This window comes from Allobosea sp. UC22_33 (genome assembly GCF_042700715.1).
Lineage (GTDB): Bacteria > Pseudomonadota > Alphaproteobacteria > Rhizobiales > Beijerinckiaceae > Allobosea.
On record NZ_CP170556.1, the window covers coordinates 4,473,838 to 4,489,772 of the forward strand.

The 15,935-nt window shown below is 67.8% G+C and carries 13 protein-coding genes and 1 pseudogene; 9 read left to right on the forward strand and 5 right to left on the reverse strand.

What is annotated here, in order from left to right; genetic code table 11:
- Positions 1 to 31 precede the first annotated feature (31 nt).
- Positions 32 to 496 carry a thiosulfate oxidation carrier protein SoxY gene (gene soxY, locus ACFJGT_RS21675; protein WP_377842265.1) on the reverse strand — a complete coding sequence of 155 codons (465 nt, stop codon included), beginning with the start codon at positions 494 to 496 and terminating at the stop codon, positions 32 to 34.
- Positions 497 to 707: 211 nt separating this feature from the next.
- Here soxY and soxA point away from each other — a divergent pair, with 211 nt between their 5' ends.
- The 4 genes and pseudogenes from soxA to ACFJGT_RS21695 form a co-directional block, all read left to right on the forward strand.
- The gene (soxA, locus tag ACFJGT_RS21680) at positions 708 to 1,496 is read left to right on the forward strand and encodes a sulfur oxidation c-type cytochrome SoxA (RefSeq protein WP_377849038.1); all 789 of its coding nucleotides are present in this window, start codon (positions 708 to 710) and stop codon (positions 1,494 to 1,496) included.
- A gap of 7 nt (positions 1,497 to 1,503) precedes the next feature.
- The gene (soxX, locus tag ACFJGT_RS21685; RefSeq protein ID WP_377842270.1) at positions 1,504 to 2,115 is read left to right on the forward strand and encodes a sulfur oxidation c-type cytochrome SoxX; all 612 of its coding nucleotides are present in this window, start codon (positions 1,504 to 1,506) and stop codon (positions 2,113 to 2,115) included.
- Positions 2,116 to 2,119: 4 nt separating this feature from the next.
- Positions 2,120 to 3,010 carry an MBL fold metallo-hydrolase gene (locus ACFJGT_RS21690; protein WP_377842273.1) on the forward strand — a complete coding sequence of 297 codons (891 nt, stop codon included), beginning with the start codon at positions 2,120 to 2,122 and terminating at the stop codon, positions 3,008 to 3,010.
- Positions 3,011 to 3,101: 91 nt separating this feature from the next.
- Positions 3,102 to 3,296, forward strand: a pseudogene (locus tag ACFJGT_RS21695) (FAD-dependent oxidoreductase); the annotation flags it as partial.
- Positions 3,297 to 3,343: 47 nt separating this feature from the next.
- Here ACFJGT_RS21695 and ACFJGT_RS21700 read toward each other — a convergent pair.
- Complete coding sequence (locus ACFJGT_RS21700; protein ID WP_377842276.1) at positions 3,344 to 5,920, reverse strand: GNAT family N-acetyltransferase; 2,577 nt, start codon at positions 5,918 to 5,920, stop codon at positions 3,344 to 3,346.
- Positions 5,921 to 6,082: 162 nt separating this feature from the next.
- On the opposite strand from ACFJGT_RS21700, the gene ACFJGT_RS21705 reads away from it, so the two are divergent.
- The 3 genes from ACFJGT_RS21705 (at position 6,083) to ACFJGT_RS21715 (ending at position 9,125) form a co-directional block, all read left to right on the forward strand.
- The gene (locus ACFJGT_RS21705) at positions 6,083 to 6,679 is read left to right on the forward strand and encodes an IMPACT family protein (protein ID WP_377842280.1); all 597 of its coding nucleotides are present in this window, start codon (positions 6,083 to 6,085) and stop codon (positions 6,677 to 6,679) included.
- Positions 6,680 to 6,750: 71 nt separating this feature from the next.
- On the forward strand, positions 6,751 to 7,608 hold the full coding sequence (locus ACFJGT_RS21710) for a LysR family transcriptional regulator (protein ID WP_377842285.1): 858 nt from the start codon (positions 6,751 to 6,753) through the stop codon (positions 7,606 to 7,608).
- Positions 7,609 to 7,715: 107 nt separating this feature from the next.
- Complete coding sequence (locus ACFJGT_RS21715) at positions 7,716 to 9,125, forward strand: amidohydrolase family protein (RefSeq protein WP_377842288.1); 1,410 nt, start codon at positions 7,716 to 7,718, stop codon at positions 9,123 to 9,125.
- Between the two features lie 80 nt (positions 9,126 to 9,205).
- Here ACFJGT_RS21715 and ACFJGT_RS21720 read toward each other — a convergent pair whose 3' ends face one another.
- The gene (locus tag ACFJGT_RS21720) at positions 9,206 to 9,892 is read right to left on the reverse strand and encodes a FadR/GntR family transcriptional regulator (RefSeq protein ID WP_377842290.1); all 687 of its coding nucleotides are present in this window, start codon (positions 9,890 to 9,892) and stop codon (positions 9,206 to 9,208) included.
- Between the two features lie 86 nt (positions 9,893 to 9,978).
- Here ACFJGT_RS21720 and ACFJGT_RS21725 point away from each other — a divergent pair, with 86 nt between their 5' ends.
- Positions 9,979 to 10,725 (forward strand): sulfite exporter TauE/SafE family protein, encoded by a 747-nt coding sequence (locus tag ACFJGT_RS21725; protein WP_377842293.1) that lies wholly within the window; start codon positions 9,979 to 9,981, stop codon positions 10,723 to 10,725.
- Here the strand turns inward: ACFJGT_RS21725 and ACFJGT_RS21730 are convergent.
- Positions 10,715 to 13,633: an FAD-binding and (Fe-S)-binding domain-containing protein gene (locus tag ACFJGT_RS21730; RefSeq protein WP_377842296.1), complete on the reverse strand. Its 2,919-nt coding sequence runs from the start codon at positions 13,631 to 13,633 to the stop codon at positions 10,715 to 10,717. The two genes, ACFJGT_RS21725 and ACFJGT_RS21730, sit on opposite strands and share 11 nt — an antisense overlap.
- Positions 13,634 to 13,847: 214 nt before the next feature.
- Here ACFJGT_RS21730 and ACFJGT_RS21735 point away from each other — a divergent pair, with 214 nt between their 5' ends.
- Positions 13,848 to 15,062 carry a pyridoxal-phosphate-dependent aminotransferase family protein gene (locus ACFJGT_RS21735; protein WP_377842299.1) on the forward strand — a complete coding sequence of 405 codons (1,215 nt, stop codon included), beginning with the start codon at positions 13,848 to 13,850 and terminating at the stop codon, positions 15,060 to 15,062.
- A 37-nt stretch (positions 15,063 to 15,099) separates the two neighbouring features.
- Here the strand turns inward: ACFJGT_RS21735 and ACFJGT_RS21740 are convergent, their stop codons facing one another.
- Positions 15,100 to 15,849 carry an SDR family NAD(P)-dependent oxidoreductase gene (locus ACFJGT_RS21740; protein WP_377842303.1) on the reverse strand — a complete coding sequence of 250 codons (750 nt, stop codon included), beginning with the start codon at positions 15,847 to 15,849 and terminating at the stop codon, positions 15,100 to 15,102.
- Positions 15,850 to 15,935 lie beyond the last annotated feature (86 nt).

A 15,935-nucleotide genomic window follows, 5' to 3' on the forward strand; every position in this document is an offset into this window, starting at 1 on the left:
TGGTTTTCTGATCAAGCTGGAGGGCGGCAGATCAGCCGCCGCAGCCGCCGATCGTGACCTTGACGTTGGCCTTGGCCGAGTAGAGATCGCCATTCGACATCTCGGCGATGCAGATCACGTCCTGCGTCTGCGCGAGGCGCATGCGGGTCGCGGCGGAAGCCTTTCCGCAGGCCGGCGTGAACTGGTAGCTGACGATGCCCGGCTGCGGATTGCCGTCGGCGAAGACATGCACCGCCTTGACGTAATCGGCGTCCGTCATCGGGCTTTCGATCTCGACATTGACCGGCACGACAAGGCCGTTCTCGGCGATCTCGGGCACGTCGAGCTTGATCTTGCCCTGGGCCATCTTCCTGTCGCCGAAGAGCTTCTTGATCTCGGCCGTGACAGCCTTCTCGTCGGCAAAGGCAAGGCGCGGCGCGATCACCCCGGCGGCGAAAGCCAAGGCCGCGGCTCGCACGGCATCGCGGCGCGACAGCCCTGAAAGGCCCTTGTTCATGCGTGTTCCTCCCTGGAACTGGTCGATTTTTAAAGCTTGACGAAGCGGCCAAACGCCGCACATCATTTGCACGTATCGTTATATTGTTTTTTTTGAATGTAAAGCCCGACACGGGCTTTCGAGCCAAGCCGCAGCATAAGCGGCTGCCGAGGAAACGAAAGGGCGAGGGATGAAGTTTCCGCTGATAGCCGCGGCCGTGGTCGCGGTCGCCATGGGGTTCGCGAGTGCCCGTTTGGCCGCGCAATCCCCCCAGGGCGACACCGAAAAGGAGCTCGAGCGCTATCGGCAGATGCTCTCGGACCCGTTCTCGAACCCCGCGTTTCTGGCGGCCGACCGGGGCGAGGCTTTATGGGCCGAGCGGCGCGGCAGCAAAGACGCTTCGCTGGAAGGCTGCGATCTCGGTGAAGGCCCGGGCAAGCTCGAAGGGGCCTTCGCCAAGCTGCCCCGCCATTTCGCAGATGCCGATCGGGTGATGGACACCGAGCAGAGGCTGCTCTTCTGCATGGAAAAGCTTCAGGGCCTCGACACCACGGACGTGATCGCGCGTCGCTTCTCGGCCCCGGGCCGCACGTCCGACATGGAGGACCTCGTCGCCTTCATTGCCAGCAAGTCGAGTGGGATGAAGATCCAGCCGCAGCTCTCCCACCCCAAGGAGAAGGAGATGGCGGCCGTGGGCGAGGCCCTCTTCTACACGCGCGGTGGCGTCAACGACTTCTCCTGTGCCAGCTGCCATGCCGAGGAAGGCAAGCGCATCCGCCTGACGAATCTTCCGAACTTCTCGGTCAAGAGCAAGTCAGCGCAGGAGACGATGGGCTCATGGCCGACGTACCGGGTTTCGCAGAGCGCCGTGCGAACCATGCAGAACCGGCTCTGGGACTGCTATCGCCAACAGCGCTGGCCTGTGCCGGAATACGGCTCCGACGCGATAACGGCCCTCACCGTCTATCTGCAGCAGCAGGCGGAAGGCGGCGAGCTCAACGTTCCCTCGATCAAGCGGTGAGGACCTGATGATGCTGAAACTCACCATCGCCATCGCCGCAGGCCTTCTCGCGGTCGGGCAAGCCTGTGCCCAGGATCGCCCGAGCCAGGCCGTCATCGAGAGCTATATCAAATCGACCTTTGGCAAGGCGCCGCCCGAGTGGCAGGCGCGCATCAAGCCGGACGAGACGCTCGCGATCTGCAACGCGACCCGCAACAATCCATCCTCCGCACAATCCGACGATATTCTGAAACGCGAGGGAAGCCGTGTGGCCTACCCCACCGACGGCAAATTCCTCGGTGACTGGAAGAAGGGCTATCAGGTCGCGAATAACGGTCGCGGCGGCCAGTTTTCCGACCCACCGGGAACGGTTTCAGGCGGAAACTGCTTCGCCTGCCATCAGCTCGACCCCAAGGAATTGAGCTATGGCACCCTCGGGCCGAGCCTGGCCGCCTATGGCAAGGACCGCAAATACGACGCTGAAAGCGTCAAGGACGCCTACACGAAGATCTACAACTCCATGGCAGCCATACCGTGCTCGACCATGCCGCGTTTTGGCGTCAACAAGGTCCTCACGGACGAGCAGATCAAGGACGTGATGGCTTATCTGTTCGACCCGGAATCGCCGGTCAACAAATAGCCGCATGATGTTCACGCGCCGCACTCTGCTTGCCTCCGGTGCCTGCAGCGTCGCCATGCCCGCCTTGGCGCAGGTGGTGGCGACGCTCGGCTCCGGGGACGAGCAGATCTCGATCCTCAGCGACGGCGGCTTCGAGATGCCGCTGTCGACGCTGGCCCGCGCGGTGCCTGTCGCCGACATCAGCGCGCAGGCCGGGCCGTCCAACCCCTTCCGCACGCCCCTCAACATCACCTGCCTGCGGCGCGGCAAGGACGTGATCCTGTTCGATTGCGGCGCCGGGGCGAACTTCCTGCCCGGTTCCGGCCGGTTGCAGGAGAGCCTGCGCACCGCCGGCATCGAGCCCGAAGCGGTGACGCATGTGCTCTTCACCCATCTCCATCCGGATCATTTCTGGGGCGCGCTCGACGAGTTCGACAGTCCGCTCTTCCCCAATGCGCGTTGGCTCGCCGCAGCGCGGGAAATCGATTTCTGGACCAGCGCCAAGGTGTACGACCATCTCCCGGCCGACCGCCATGCCTTCGCCGCCGGGGCGCAGCGCATCGCAAAGAACCTCGGCGATCGGCTCGAACGGGCGGAAGCCGGGCGCGAATGGCTACCCGGCATTGCCGCCGTCGAGACCGCCGGGCACACGCCAGGCCACGTCTCCTTCGTACTGAGCGTTGGGGGAACCTCGGTGATGGTGCTGGGCGACGCCCTCACTCACCCACAGATTTCCTTCGCACATCCCGACTGGCAGCCGGCCTCGGATCAGGACGCCGAACTGGCCGCCGCGACGCGCCGCCGGCTGCTCGACGAGCTCGGCCGGACCGGCATGCAAGTGATCGGCTATCACCTCCCTGGCGCCACGGGGCGTGTCGAACGGCAGGGAACGGCCTATCGTTTCGTCGGCACCTGACGCGCCGTATCAGAATGCGGTTCTGTCCGCCTCCCGTTCCCGGATCCTGTCGGCAACGCAGCCGCCGGCCCAGCCGAGCCAGGCGTAGACGATGAGCACGCGCCAGGTCGTCCCCTGGGCCGGCCTGAGGCCGATGATGCCGGACGTGGTTCCGCGCGTCATGCCCGGCCGCAATCCGCGAGTGTTCTACAATACCGGCCACGGCCATCTCGGCTGGACCCTGTCGGCGGCCACTGCCGACGCCGTCGGCGCGCTGGTCGCGCAGCGCCCCAACAGCCTGTCATAAGGCCGGGCGACCGATGCGGGCCGGCCGGCATCGGCAAGGACATCACGCTATCCTCGCCGCCGTCGGCGCTTGGCCGGCCCCTTGCCGCCGCCCGCGCTCAGGTCGAGCGCGACGCATCTGATGGACATATCGTCGGGGTCGAGCGTGATCTCGAAGCCCAGGTCGCGGCAGAGCGCGAGCATCGGCCCGTTCTCCGCCAGGACCTGGCTATGGACGCGCTGCAGCGCCTCGGCCTTGGCCCAGTCGATGATCAGCTCCATCAGCGCACGGCCGAGCCCAATGCCCTTGAGGTCGGAGCGCAACAGGATCGCATATTCGGCTTCGACATGACCGGGATCGGCATGCAGGCGAACGGCGCCGGCCGCATCGCCGCACCCCTCCTCGATCGCGATGAAGGCAATCTCCCGCGCATAGTCGAGCTGGGTCAGGCGCGCGAGAAAGGCGTGGCTGAACGATTTCAGCGGCGCGAAGAAGCGCAGGCGCAGATCTTCCGCCGTGACCCGGGCCAGCATCGCGCCGATCAGGACCTCGTCCTCCGGCTTCATCGGGCGGATGAGAAAGCGCCGCTCGCCGAGCGCGAGCTGCGAGGTCCAGTTGCCGGGATAGGGCCGGATCGCCGGGCGGCGGCGCCGCGCCGGGTCCGGCTCCAGCACGACGCGCGCATCGACCGCGACGGCGCCATTGGCATCGGCAAGGATCGGATTGAGATCCATCGCGCGGATCTGCGGAAGCGCCGAGGCGATGTTGCCGAGCGCCACCAGCACGGCAGCGATCGCACGTCGGTCCGCCGCGGGAACGTCGCGATAGGCGGCGAGAATGCGGGATACCCGCGTCCTGGCGATCAGGTTCTCGGCCGAGGCGAGATCGAGCGGCGGCAATGCGACATGCGTATCGGCGATCAGCTCGGCCGCCGTGCCGCCGCGCCCGAAGACAATGACCGGGCCGAAGCAGGGATCGACGGAGAAGCCGGCGATCAGCTCGCGGGCCTTGGCGCGATGCGCCATCGGCTGCACCATGAAACCGGTCAGGCGCGCCTCGGGGCGCTGCTCACGCAGACGCTCGGCCATCCGCCCAGCGGCTTCCCGCACAGCCTCCTCGTTGGCGAGATCAAGCTCGACGCCGCCGACATCCGATTTATGCGCGATATCGGGCGAGACGATCTTGAGGGCGACCGTGCGGCGGGCAGCGAACTGCGCCCTCGCGGCTTCGGCGGCAGCGGCGGCATCCGCCGCGATGACGAGGCCGAGCGTCGGAATCCGGAACAGGGCGAGAAGCTGCGCGACCTCGTCCGGTTCGAGCCAGGTGCGGCCCTGCCCGATTGCCCGTTCGACCAGCGCGGTGGCGGCCTCGGTATCCGGCTGGTCGTCTTCATCGAGCACAGGCGGCGTCGCCATCAGCTCCTTGAGCAGGCGGGCATGCCGCGTCAGGTGCTGGAAACCGAGGATCGCATCCTGTTCCGTCGCGAAAGAGGGAATGCCGGCGGCCGCGAAGATCCCCGCCACCTCCTCGCCGCCACCGACCCAGACCGCCAGAACCGGCTTGGATGCCGGCGCGGCCGAACGAGCCTCGGCCAGAGCGCGCGCGCAATCGGCGGAATCGTCCGGCGCGAGCGGGGCATTGAGCGCCAGGGCGGCATCGACATCACGCTCGCTCAGCAAGCGGGTGACGGCCTCGCGATAGCCCTGCGCCGTCCGGACGATCACGGGCTCCCTGAGCTGCCGGTCCACGCCGCCGGCCTGTCGCAATCGCGCCGCGGCCAGGGCCGCCAGCCCTTCGCCATTGCTGACGATCGCCAGCCGGCCGGCATCGGCCGCGCGCGCCCGTCCGAGCGTCTCGGCCGCGGCGAAGAGTTCGTCGAGATCGCTGACCCGCAGCAGTCCGGCCCGGTGGAAAGCGGCATCATGCGCGGCGTCGCTGGTCACGATCAGGGCCGAATGCGTCAGGGCCGGCCAGGGCGGTTCGTGTCGCGGCGGCCTCAGGACCAGCACCGGCTTGAGCCGCGCGGCCGCACGCGCCGACGAGAGGAAGCGCGCGGCATCTGTGACGTCGTCGATCGCCAGCAGGATCGTCCGCGTCGCCGGGTCGGCGCCGAAATGGTCGAGGCAGTCGGCAATATCGACATCGGCGCCCTCGCCCAGGACCACCGCCCCGGCAAAGCCGATCCCGCGCCCGGCGGCCCAGGCGAGAATTCCGGCTGCGACCGAATTGGATTGTGCGATCAGCGCAAGCGAGCCCGCGGCAAGATGCACCGGGACGGCCGTCGCATTGAGGCCAAGGCGCGGTGCGGCCAGACCGAGCGAAGACGGCCCGATCAGGCGCAGGCCCGCAGCCCGCGCCGCCTTTCGCAACCGCTCGGCATCGGCGGCGCTTCCGTCAGGCACGAGGAGCCCGGCACAACCGCGCCCGGCCGCCGCCGCCAGAACCTGCTCCGCCAGCGCAGCCGGAGCAATGAGGAGATCGGAGGGCGGCATCGAGGCAAGGGCACGCGCATCGGGAAGCACCGTGAGCGCGCCGCGATAGGGCTCCGCACGGATCTGCGCCACCAGCACATCGGTTTCGGGCGTGCCGGCGATGGCCGTCACCGTCATGGGTTCAAGCACGCGTCTGAGCAGGGCGAGCGTCATCGGGCGGCCGTTTCCGTCTGGGGCAAGGCCAGCAGACGCGATTCTTCGCGCTCAAGCCAGACATGTTCTAGGGGCGCCCGCCCCCTGGCAGCGAGTCATCCCGAGCGTTTTCGCTTGCACTTGCCCCGGTTCCCCTCCGAGCGGAGCGTGTTACAGGGGCCCATGGTCGCACGCCTTACCCTCGTCGGGGTCTCGACAATCCGGCAGGAGATCAAGAAGAGCCGCTTCATCGCGGTCGCAGGTCCCGTTGCCAACGAGGCGGCGGCCAGGGACTTCATCGCCGCGCAGTCCGATCCGGCGGCCAATCACAACTGCTGGGCCTGGCGCTTCGGGCAGAACTATCGCTTCAACGACGATGGCGAGCCGAGCGGCACCGCCGGCAAGCCGATTTTGGCCGCCATCGACGGACAAGGGCTCGACGGGGTCGTCGTGGTCGTCACGCGCTGGTTCGGCGGCATCCTGCTGGGCAGCGGCGGATTGATCCGCGCCTACGGCGGCAGCGCCGCCCAGTGCCTGCGCGAGGCGGCGAAACTGCCGCTGATCGAGACGGTCTCGGTCGCGATCACTTGCAGCTTCGGCGACCTGGCCCTTGTCAACGCGCGACTCGGTGCGCTGCCCGGCGTGACGATCAGCGACCAGACATTCACCGATGCCGGCGCAATGCTGTCGGTTGCCGTCCCAAAGACGGAGGCCGATGACGTCGCACGGCTGGTGACGGATCTCACCAGCGGGCGTGCCGTGATCGACTGGAACGGCTAGCGGCTTCGTTGCGGTGGAAGAGCTTGTCGGGATAATCACAGGGTTAGCGGCGATCCCGGAGCGACGAGCAGATGAATCGCTATCCGATGTTCAACCCGCAGGTGCTGATCAGTTTCGTCGCGGTCTGCGAGACATTGAGCTTCACGCGCGGGGCCGACAGGGTCTCGCTGTCGCAATCCACCGTCAGCCTGCAGGTCAAACGCCTTGAGGACCTGCTGGGCTGCCCCTTGCTGGAACGCTCATCGCACCAGGTCCAGCTCACCGAGGAGGGCGAGCGGCTGCTGAGCTATGCGCGCCGGATCATCGCCCTCAACGAGGAGGCCCATGACGCGCTGACCGGCGTCTGGCGGGACGGCGTGCTGCGGCTGGGCATGCCCGAGGATTTCGCGGTACCGACCATCGACCTGCTCGCCGATTTCGGCCGGCAGCATCCGCATCTGCGGCTCGATGTCAGCAGCGGCCTGAGCGCCGATCTGCGCAGCGCCTATGAGCGCGAGGAGCTCGACCTCGTGCTGGTGAAGCAGCGGCGCGGCCAGCCGCCCCGCGCGGCAAGGCAGGAGCCCCTGCTCTGGCTCGACAGCCTGGCGCATCCGGCGATCGAGCGCGCGCCGGTCTCGCTGGCAATGTTTCCGCTCGGCGGGCTCTATCGCGACGAACTGTGCCAGGCGCTCGACGCGCTCGGCATGCGCTGGCGCATCGGCTATTGCAGCGGCAGCCTCGCTGCGCTGGCCGCCGCCTCCGCAGCCGGGCTCGGCATGACCCTGCTGCCGGCCGGCTGCCGCCTGCCCGGCCACAGGGTCCTCGGCGTGGCCGAGGGCTTCGCCGAGATCACCGATTTCGAACTCGCGCTCTACTATCGCGACGACGCTCCGGTCTCGACGGCGATCCTGGCCGAGCGGCTGATCGCCTATTGCCATCTGGAGGCGTGAATGGCGGCAGCATTGCCGGTCGCAATCGCCAGCATTGCCAAATATCGCTGCCAATTCGTCGGCTTCGCGCTTATGGCGTCCGCAACAATCACAAGGAGGCGGCGACCATGGAACTGGCACATCATCAGAGCAGGCGTTCGTTCATCGGCCGGACGGGTGGCCTCGCCACCGCCTGCGCCGTGATGGCGGGTCTTCCGGGCGGGGCCGCCAAGGCCCAACCAGCCGCGGCCCAGCCCGCTCCCGTCAGGCCTGCGGCCAAGGCGAGCATGCGCGCTCCGACCGAGCAGCACTATCTCCTGAGCAATGTCCGGCTCGAAGAGGGTTTCGTCCATGACGGCGAGGTCGTCACCGGCACGCGCTCGGGCCTCAACACCCTGGAGATCAAGGCCGGCAAGATCGCCGCGATCCATCCGGCCGGCGCAGCGCTTCCGGCGGGCGTGCCGAGCTACGAGGCCCATGGCAAGCTCGCCCTGCCCGCGATGCGCGACATGCACATCCATCTCGACAAGACCTTCTATGGCCGCGCCTGGCAGGCGCCGCTGCCGCGCCAGGGCAAGACCATCCTCGACATGATCGCCCGCGAGGAGAAGCTGATCCCGCAATTGCTGCCGGATTCGCAAGAGCATGCCGAGCAGCTCATCGCCCTGCTCCAGTCCAAGGGCACGACGGTCGCCCGCAGCCACTGCAATATCGATCCGGTCAGCGGGCTGAAGAGCCTCGAGAACCTGAAGCGCGCGCTGGAGAAGCACCGCGACGATTTCTCCTGCGAGATCGTGGCCTTCCCGCAGCATGGCCTCCTCCTCTCGAAGGTCGACAAGCTGATGCGCGAGGCGATGAGCATGGGCGTCGCCTATGTCGGCGGCCTCGACCCGACGAATGTCGACGGCGCCATGGAGAAGTCGCTCGACGCGATGTTCCAGATCGCGCTCGACACCGGCACGGGAGTCGACATCCACCTGCACGAGTCGAGCCCGGCCGGCGTCGCGGCGATCCAGTACATGATCGCCACCGTCGAGAAGAACCCGGCCTTGCGCGGCAAGGTCACGATCAGCCACGGCTTCGCGCTGGCCACGATGGCGCCGGGCGCGCTCGATGAAGCCGCCACGCGCATGGCCGCGCAGGGCATCAGCGTCGCCTCGACGGTGCCGCTTGGCGCCTCGACGATGCCGCTGCCGCAGCTCAGCGCCAAGGGCGTCTTCGTGATGACCGGCACTGACAGCGTCACCGACCACTGGTCGCCCTTCGGCCGTGCCGACATGCTCGAAAAGGCCAATCTCTACGCGCAGCTCTATCGCGGCAGCGACGAGTTCCGCCTGTCCCGCGCGCTGGCGATCGCCACCGGCGGCGTGCTGCCGCTCACCGACAAGGGCGAGCGGGCCTGGCCCAAGGCCGGCGATTCCGCCGATTTCACGCTGGTCCCGGCGAGCTGCTCGGCCGAGGCCGTTGCCCGGCTGCCGGAGCGCAGCGCGACCTTCCATCGCGGCCGGATGGTCTTCGGCGGCACCGGCGCCGCCTGACGCGGCCGGATCTCTGCGAAACGGCCGGCGATGGCGCCGGCCGTGCCGCTGCCACGATGCCGGCGGCTCGAACTTCGCGGCTAGGCGCTCGCCTCTATCGCCTGTGCGATGACTTCGAGATGCCGGCGCATGGCGTCTTCACTCCGGAGATCGTTCCGGCCGGCCATCGCCTCAACCACGGCCGCGTGCTGGTCGCAGTGCAGGCCGGTGAATTCCGAGGCCCCGATCCGGCGATAGGTCCGGTCCCATTGCTGCTGCCAGGCGGCGCGACGGCGCGCGCCCGCGAGATAATCGAGCAGGCCGAGCAGGATCGGATTGCGGGCGATCTCCGCGACGGCGCGATGGAAGGCCGCGTCATGCCGTTCGCATTCGGCCCGCGAGCGGTCGCGCCTGCCCTCCGCCACCAGCCGGCGCAGGCGATCGAGATCGGCCGATGTCGCCATCCGCGCCGCCTCGGCCGCGACCGGCGGCTCGATGATCAGGCGCGCCTGCATCAATTGCAGGGGTGAGGTTGCCTGCAGTAATACGGCCTCCCGGATCGGGCGGCCGGGCGGCCGGGGGCCGACGAAGGTACCTTGCCCGACATGGCGCCAGATCGCCCCTTCGCTTTCGAGCGTGAACAGGGCCTGCCGCAATGTCTGGCGCGAACAGCCGAGCGCCGCGGAGAGCGCGCGCTCGTCCGGCAGTTTCGCGCCGGGTGTCATGCCCTGCGCCTCCAGCATCGACCTGAGGCGCGCGAGGATCGCAGCCGTGTTCTGTCTTGCCATCGCAGGATCGGCCCAGCCTTATCAAACAGACCAATTTGCAGACCTATCCGATTTCGGCAATCCAGCCGCGGTCCGAAGAGGGTCTCATGGAATCGAACATCGTCTTGGTCGTCGCGGGCCTGGCTGCCGGAGCGCTGAATTCCGTCGCCGGCGGCGGCACCTTCCTCTCCTTCCCCGCCCTTGTCTGGATCGGCGTGCCGCCGATCATGGCCAACGCCACGGCGACGCTTGCCGCGTTGCCCGGCTATATCGGCGGCGCCTGGGGCTTCCGGAAGGACATCCGCGCGAGCGGGCCGATCAGCCTCTCCTGGACGATCGCGATGGCCGCTCTCGGCGGATTGCTGGGCGCGCTCCTGCTGCTGGTCACGCCGAAGGAGACCTTCTCGACGCTGGTGCCCTGGCTGCTGCTCGGCGCGACCCTGATCTTCGCCGCCGGCCCGGCCCTGGTGCGCCGCGTGCTGCGCAACGGCGGCGGCCTGCCGAAGCTGCCGGCCCTGCTGCTCTTGCTCGCGGTCTCGATCTATGGCGGCTACTTCAACGGCGGCCTCGGCATCATGCTCCTCGCCGCCTTCGGCTTCGTCGGCCTGACCAACCTCCACGAGATGAACGGGCTGAAGAGCCTGATGTCGGCGATCCTGTCGGCGGTTTCCGTCGCGACCTATGCCGCCGCGGGGCTGATCGACTGGCGCTCGGCACTGGTTCTCGGCGTCTCCTGCGCGCTCGGCGGCTTCGTCGGGGCCCATCTCGCGCGGCGCATCACCAACATGCGGGCGTTGCGCATCTTCATCACGCTGATCGGGCTCGGGATGGCAGCGGCCTTCTTCATGGCCTGAGCGCCGAATCCAGCACCCTGACGACATGCACGGCCTCGCGCTGCGCGCCGTCATGGATCTGGTGGCGGCAGCTCGTACCGTCGGCGACCACAAGATCGTCGCGGCCGGCCTTGCGTACCGCCGGCAGGAGCGAGAGTTCGCCCATCGCCAGCGAAACGTCGATCGTCTTGGCGCCATAGCCGAAGGCGCCGGACATGCCGCAGCAGCTCGACTCGATCGGCTTGACCTCGAGCCCCGGCACGGCCCGCAGCGTCTTCTCGACCGCCCCCATCGCGTCGAACGCCTTCTGGTGGCAATGCCCGTGCAGATGCGCGACGCGCCCGCCTTGATCGCGTAGCGGCAGGCTGGTCCTGCCGGCCGCCATGTCCGCCGCCAGCAATTCCTCAATCAGCAGTGCAGCCTTGGCCAAAGGCTCGACTTCTGCCTTGGGCAACATGGCCGCGAACTCGTCGCGGAAGCTCATCAGGCAGGAGGGTTCGAGACCGACGACCCGCGCGCCCTTCGCCACGAAGGGCGCGAGCGCATCGACAGTCCGCCGCGCCTCCGCCCGCGCCTCATCGACCAATCCGGCCGAGAGGAAGGTGCGCCCGCAACACAGCGGCCGGCCACCATCCTGCGCCGCGACGCGATGCAGACGGTAGCCGCCCGCTTCCAGAACGCGCTGTGCCGCCTCCAGGTTCTCGCGCTCGAAATAGCGGTTGAAGGTGTCGCCGAAGAGCACGATGTCGCGGCCATCGCCCTTGACCGCCGAGGGGTCCGCGGGCGCTGCAATCTCGCGCCAGGGCTTGCGCCAGACCGGAAGGGAACGCCGCGCCGAGAAGCCGAGCCAGCTTTCGCTGAGCCTCGCCAGCAGCGGAATCCGGTCGCGCAGGTTCATCAGCGGCGCGAGCTTCGCTGCGAAGGGCGCATAGCGCGGCAGGAAGGCGATCAGGCGCTCCTTCAGCGGCAGGCCGTGCTTCGCATGGTAGTGGTGCAGGAACTCGACCTTCATCCGGGCCATGTCGACGCCGGTCGGGCAATCACGCTTGCAGCCCTTGCAGGAGACGCAGAGATCGAGCGTCTCCTTCATCTCCGCCGAGGTGAAGGCATCGGGGCCGAGCTGGCCGGAAATCGCGAGCCGGAGCGTATTGGCCCGGCCGCGCGTCACATGCTGCTCGTCCTGCGTCGCGCGCCAGGACGGGCACATCGTCCCGCCCGCCATCTTCCGGCAGGTGCCGTTATTGTTGCACATCTCGACGGCGCCGCCGAAGCCGCCCCAGTCGGACCAGTCGAGCGCCGTTCGGGCAGGGACCGGCGTGGCATAGCCCGGCGCGAAGCGCATCAGGTCGCGATCGTCCATATGGTAGGAGCGGACGATCTTGCCGGGGTTCAGCTTGTTGTCTGGATCGAACCCGTCCTTCACCGCTTCGAAGGCGCGGGTCAGCGGCGCTCCGAACATCGGCTCGACGAAATCCGAGCGCGAGATGCCGTCGCCATGCTCGCCCGAGAACGAACCCTTGAAGCGGCGGACGAGATCGCAGGCTTCCTCGGCGATGCCGCGCATCGCCTTCACGCCGGCCTCCGTCTTCATGTTCAGGATCGGGCGCACATGCAGGCAGCCGACCGAGGCATGGGCGTACCATGTGCCGCGCGTGCCGTGCTTCTCGAACACGGCCGTCACCGCGTCGGTATAATCGGCGAGATGCTCCAGCGGCACTGCGCAGTCCTCGATGAAGGAGACCGGCTTCCCGTCGCCCTTCATCGACATCATGATGTTGAGGCAGGCCTCACGGACATCCCAGACCGGCTTCTGCCGGGCCGGCTCGATCACCTCCACCACGGCATCGGGGAAGCCGTGATCGGCCATGCACTGGTCGAGCCGCTTCAGGTAGCGCCTGAGATCGGCGAGATCGTCACCGGCAAACTCGACCAGCAGCAGGCAGTTCGGCCGGCCCCTAGTGATATCGGCGAGCGTGCGCACGAAGAGCGGGATATCGGCGCCTAAGACCAGCACGTTGTTGTCGACGAGCTCGACCGCGACAGGCCCGAGCCCGACGATATGCTGCGTCGTCTCCATCGCCGCACGGAAAGCAGGGAAATGGCAGACGCCCATGACGCGATGCTGCGGCAGCGGCGAGAGCTTCAGCGTCGCTTCCGTGGTGATCGCGAGCGTGCCTTCCGAGCCGACGAGCAGGTGCGACAGGTTCGGCCGCGGCACGATCAATTCGTCGAGATTATAGCCGCCGACGCGCCGCTGAACCTTCGGAAAGATCGCCTCGATCGCCTCGCGATGCTGCCCGGCAAGCGCCAGCATCCCCGTCATCAGGTCGCGGGCGCGCGGCGAGGCATTGTCGCGAACGGCGCCCTCGCCCAGCGCGAAGGGCTCGCCGTCATGGAACATCGCCTTCAGCGCGAGGACATTATCGACCATCTTGCCGTAGCGCAGCGAGCGCGCGCCCGACGAGTTGTTGCCGGTCATGCCGCCGATGGTGCAGCGGCTCGCCGTCGAGGGCTCGACCGGGAAGAACAGCCCGTGCTTCTTCACATGCGTGTTGAGCGCTTCCAGCACGATGCCGGGCGCAACGCAGACCGTGCGCGCGGCCGGATCGTAGTCGCGGATCGCGTTGAAATGCCGGCTCATGTCGAGCACGAGCCCGTCGCCGATCGGCTGGCCGTTCTGCGAGGTGCCGCCGCCGCGCGCAATCACCGGAACGCCATGCTCGGCCGCGATCGTCAGCGCCGCCGCGATATCGGCCTCGCTCTTCGGGAAGGCCACGCCTTGCGGCAGGATCTGGTAGATCGAGGCGTCGGTGGCGTAGCGCCCGCGGGTGAAGGCATCGAAGCGGACTTCGCCCTCCAGCGCCCCAGCAAGCCGGCGCTCGAAGCCGAGATTGCGGCTATGCGAACGGGGAAGTGCCGTCTGGTTCATTCCGCAGCCTCGGCCGTCTCAGGTGGCGCGCTCGCGCAGAGTCGCGATCAGGGCGCCCACCGCTCCGCAGAAGAGCAGGAGTAGGACCAGCTCGACAAGGGTCCCGACATGACCATTCACGCATGGCACCCCGGCTCGGCCGGGGAGGATTCCGGGTTTGATCTTCAAAAAAGCGAAGGCAAGATGAAGCCGGCGACCGTGCACCGCAGGCCGAATGCCGAACGAGGGTAAGAACACCATGCAGGGCCGCCATTTCCTCCATATTCCCGGTCCGAGCCCGATCCCGGACCGCATCCTGCGGGCGATCGCGATGCCGATCATCGACCACCGCAGCGCCGAATTCGCCGCGCTCGGCAGGCACGTCCTGGAAGGCAGCAAGACGGTCTTCAAGACGAAGCAGCCGGTCGTGATCTATCCCTCCTCCGGCACCGGTGCCTGGGAAGCGGCGATCGTCAACACGCTCTCCCCCGGCGACACCGTGCTGATGGCCGAGACCGGCCATTTCGCCACGCTCTGGAAGCAGATCGCCACGCGCTTCGGCATCGAGGTCGTGTTCACTCCCGGCGACTGGCGCCATGGCGCCGATCCGGCCGCGATCGAGGCGACGCTTGCCGAGGACAAGGGGCGCCGGATCAAGGCGGTGATGGTCGTCCATAACGAAACCTCGACCGGCGCGACCAGCCGCATCGCCGAGATCCGCAAGGCGATCGATGCCGCCGGCCACCCGGCCCTGTTCATGGTCGACACCATCTCCTCGCTCGCCTCCGTCGATTACCGCCACGACGAATGGCAGGTCGACGTCACCGTCTCCGGTTCGCAGAAGGGGCTGATGCTGCCGCCCGGCCTCGGCTTCAACGCCATCTCGGAAAAGGCGCTGGCAGCATCGAAGACCAACACACTGCCGCGCTCCTATTGGGACTGGCAGGAGATGGTGAAGATCAACGCCAACGGCTTCTTTCCCTACACGCCCGCGACGAACCTGCTCTACGGGCTCAAGGAAGCGCTTGCGATGCTGCAGGAGGAGGGGCTCGATAACGTTTTCGCCCGCCACGAGCGTCTCGCGGCAGCCTGCCGCGCCGCAGTCAAGGCCTGGGGGCTCGAAGTGCTCTGCCAGAACCCGGCCGAGCAGTCGCCCGTCCTCACCGCCGTGCTGATGCCGCCGAGCCATGACGCCGACCGCTTCCGCAAGGTGGCGCTGGAAAAATACAATATCTCGCTCGGCTCCGGCCTCGGCAAGGTCGCCGGCAAGGTCTTCCGCATCGGCCATCTCGGCGAATGCAACGAGCTCAGCCTGCTGGGCGCGCTCTCCGGTGTCGAGCTCGGTCTGTCGGCGGCCGGCGTGCCCCATCGCAGCGGCGGTGTCGCCGCCGCGATGGCGAGCTTCGAGGGCAAGGACCAGGCCAATGTTGCGACGGCGGCCGGCGCCTGAGTTGCCGCAGCCGAGGCCTAGGCGGCTCTGATCAGGCTCAAGGCCCGACGAGCTGCCCGCCATCGACGACGATGCTCTGGCCGGTGACCCAGCTCGCCTTGGCCGAAGCCAGGAAGAGCACGACCTCGGCGACTTCTTCGGGTTTCCCCATCCGCCCGAACGCAATGGACGCCAACGTCGCGTTGTAGAGTTCGGGATTGGAGGTCTTCCGGTTCTCCCAGGAGCCGCCGGGGAACTCGATCGAGCCCGGCGCGACGCAGTTCACCCGGATGCCCTTGCGCGCCAGCATCTTCGCCTGGCTGCCGGTATAGTGCATCACCGCCGCCTTGATCGCGCCATAGGGCGCCGAGCGCGAGGACGCCCGCAGAGCCGAGATCGACGAGATGTTGACGATCGAGGAACCCGGCTGGAGATGCGGGATCGCCGCATGGCTGCCGCGCACCACCGCCATCATGTCGACGCTGAGCGAGGCGGCCCAGCCCTCCTCGTCGTCGGTCTGGCCGAAGCCCGAGGCGTTGTTGACGAGGATATCGAGCCCGCCCAGCGCCTTCACAGCTTGCGGAACATAGGCCTCGATCTGGCCGGCATCGGCGAGGTCGACGGTTCCCGCATGAGCGGCGACGCCGAGTGCCTCGATCTCCTTGCGCGTCGCCTCCAGCGGCCCGGCGCTGCGCGCGCAGATCGAGACGGCCGCCCCACCCGCGGCAAAGCCGAGCGCGATCGAGCGGCCGATGCCGCGGCTGCCGCCCATGACGATGACGCGCTTGCCGGTGAATTCCTTGGCCATGTCGGCCTCCCCTTCCTGATTGCTTCCCGGTCCTTATTGCCGGCGGGAGGGGGCAGGCTTCAAGGCAGGCGGCACGCATGCCGACC

Coding starts and splice junctions, on each gene's coding strand:
- ACFJGT_RS21740 (WP_377842303.1), bottom strand. CDS start 15,849: ATGGCCAAGGAATTCACCGGCAAGCGCGTCATCGTCATGGGCGGCAGC.
- ACFJGT_RS21725 (WP_377842293.1), top strand. CDS start 9,979: ATGGAATCGAACATCGTCTTGGTCGTCGCGGGCCTGGCTGCCGGAGCG.
- ACFJGT_RS21735 (WP_377842299.1), top strand. CDS start 13,848: ATGCCGAACGAGGGTAAGAACACCATGCAGGGCCGCCATTTCCTCCAT.
- soxX (WP_377842270.1), top strand. CDS start 1,504: ATGATGCTGAAACTCACCATCGCCATCGCCGCAGGCCTTCTCGCGGTC.
- ACFJGT_RS21700 (WP_377842276.1), bottom strand. CDS start 5,920: ATGACGCTCGCCCTGCTCAGACGCGTGCTTGAACCCATGACGGTGACG.
- ACFJGT_RS21715 (WP_377842288.1), top strand. CDS start 7,716: ATGGAACTGGCACATCATCAGAGCAGGCGTTCGTTCATCGGCCGGACG.
- ACFJGT_RS21690 (WP_377842273.1), top strand. CDS start 2,120: ATGATGTTCACGCGCCGCACTCTGCTTGCCTCCGGTGCCTGCAGCGTC.
- ACFJGT_RS21720 (WP_377842290.1), bottom strand. CDS start 9,892: ATGGCAAGACAGAACACGGCTGCGATCCTCGCGCGCCTCAGGTCGATG.
- soxY (WP_377842265.1), bottom strand. CDS start 496: ATGAACAAGGGCCTTTCAGGGCTGTCGCGCCGCGATGCCGTGCGAGCC.
- ACFJGT_RS21710 (WP_377842285.1), top strand. CDS start 6,751: ATGAATCGCTATCCGATGTTCAACCCGCAGGTGCTGATCAGTTTCGTC.
- soxA (WP_377849038.1), top strand. CDS start 708: ATGGGGTTCGCGAGTGCCCGTTTGGCCGCGCAATCCCCCCAGGGCGAC.
- ACFJGT_RS21705 (WP_377842280.1), top strand. CDS start 6,083: ATGGTCGCACGCCTTACCCTCGTCGGGGTCTCGACAATCCGGCAGGAG.
- ACFJGT_RS21730 (WP_377842296.1), bottom strand. CDS start 13,633: ATGAACCAGACGGCACTTCCCCGTTCGCATAGCCGCAATCTCGGCTTC.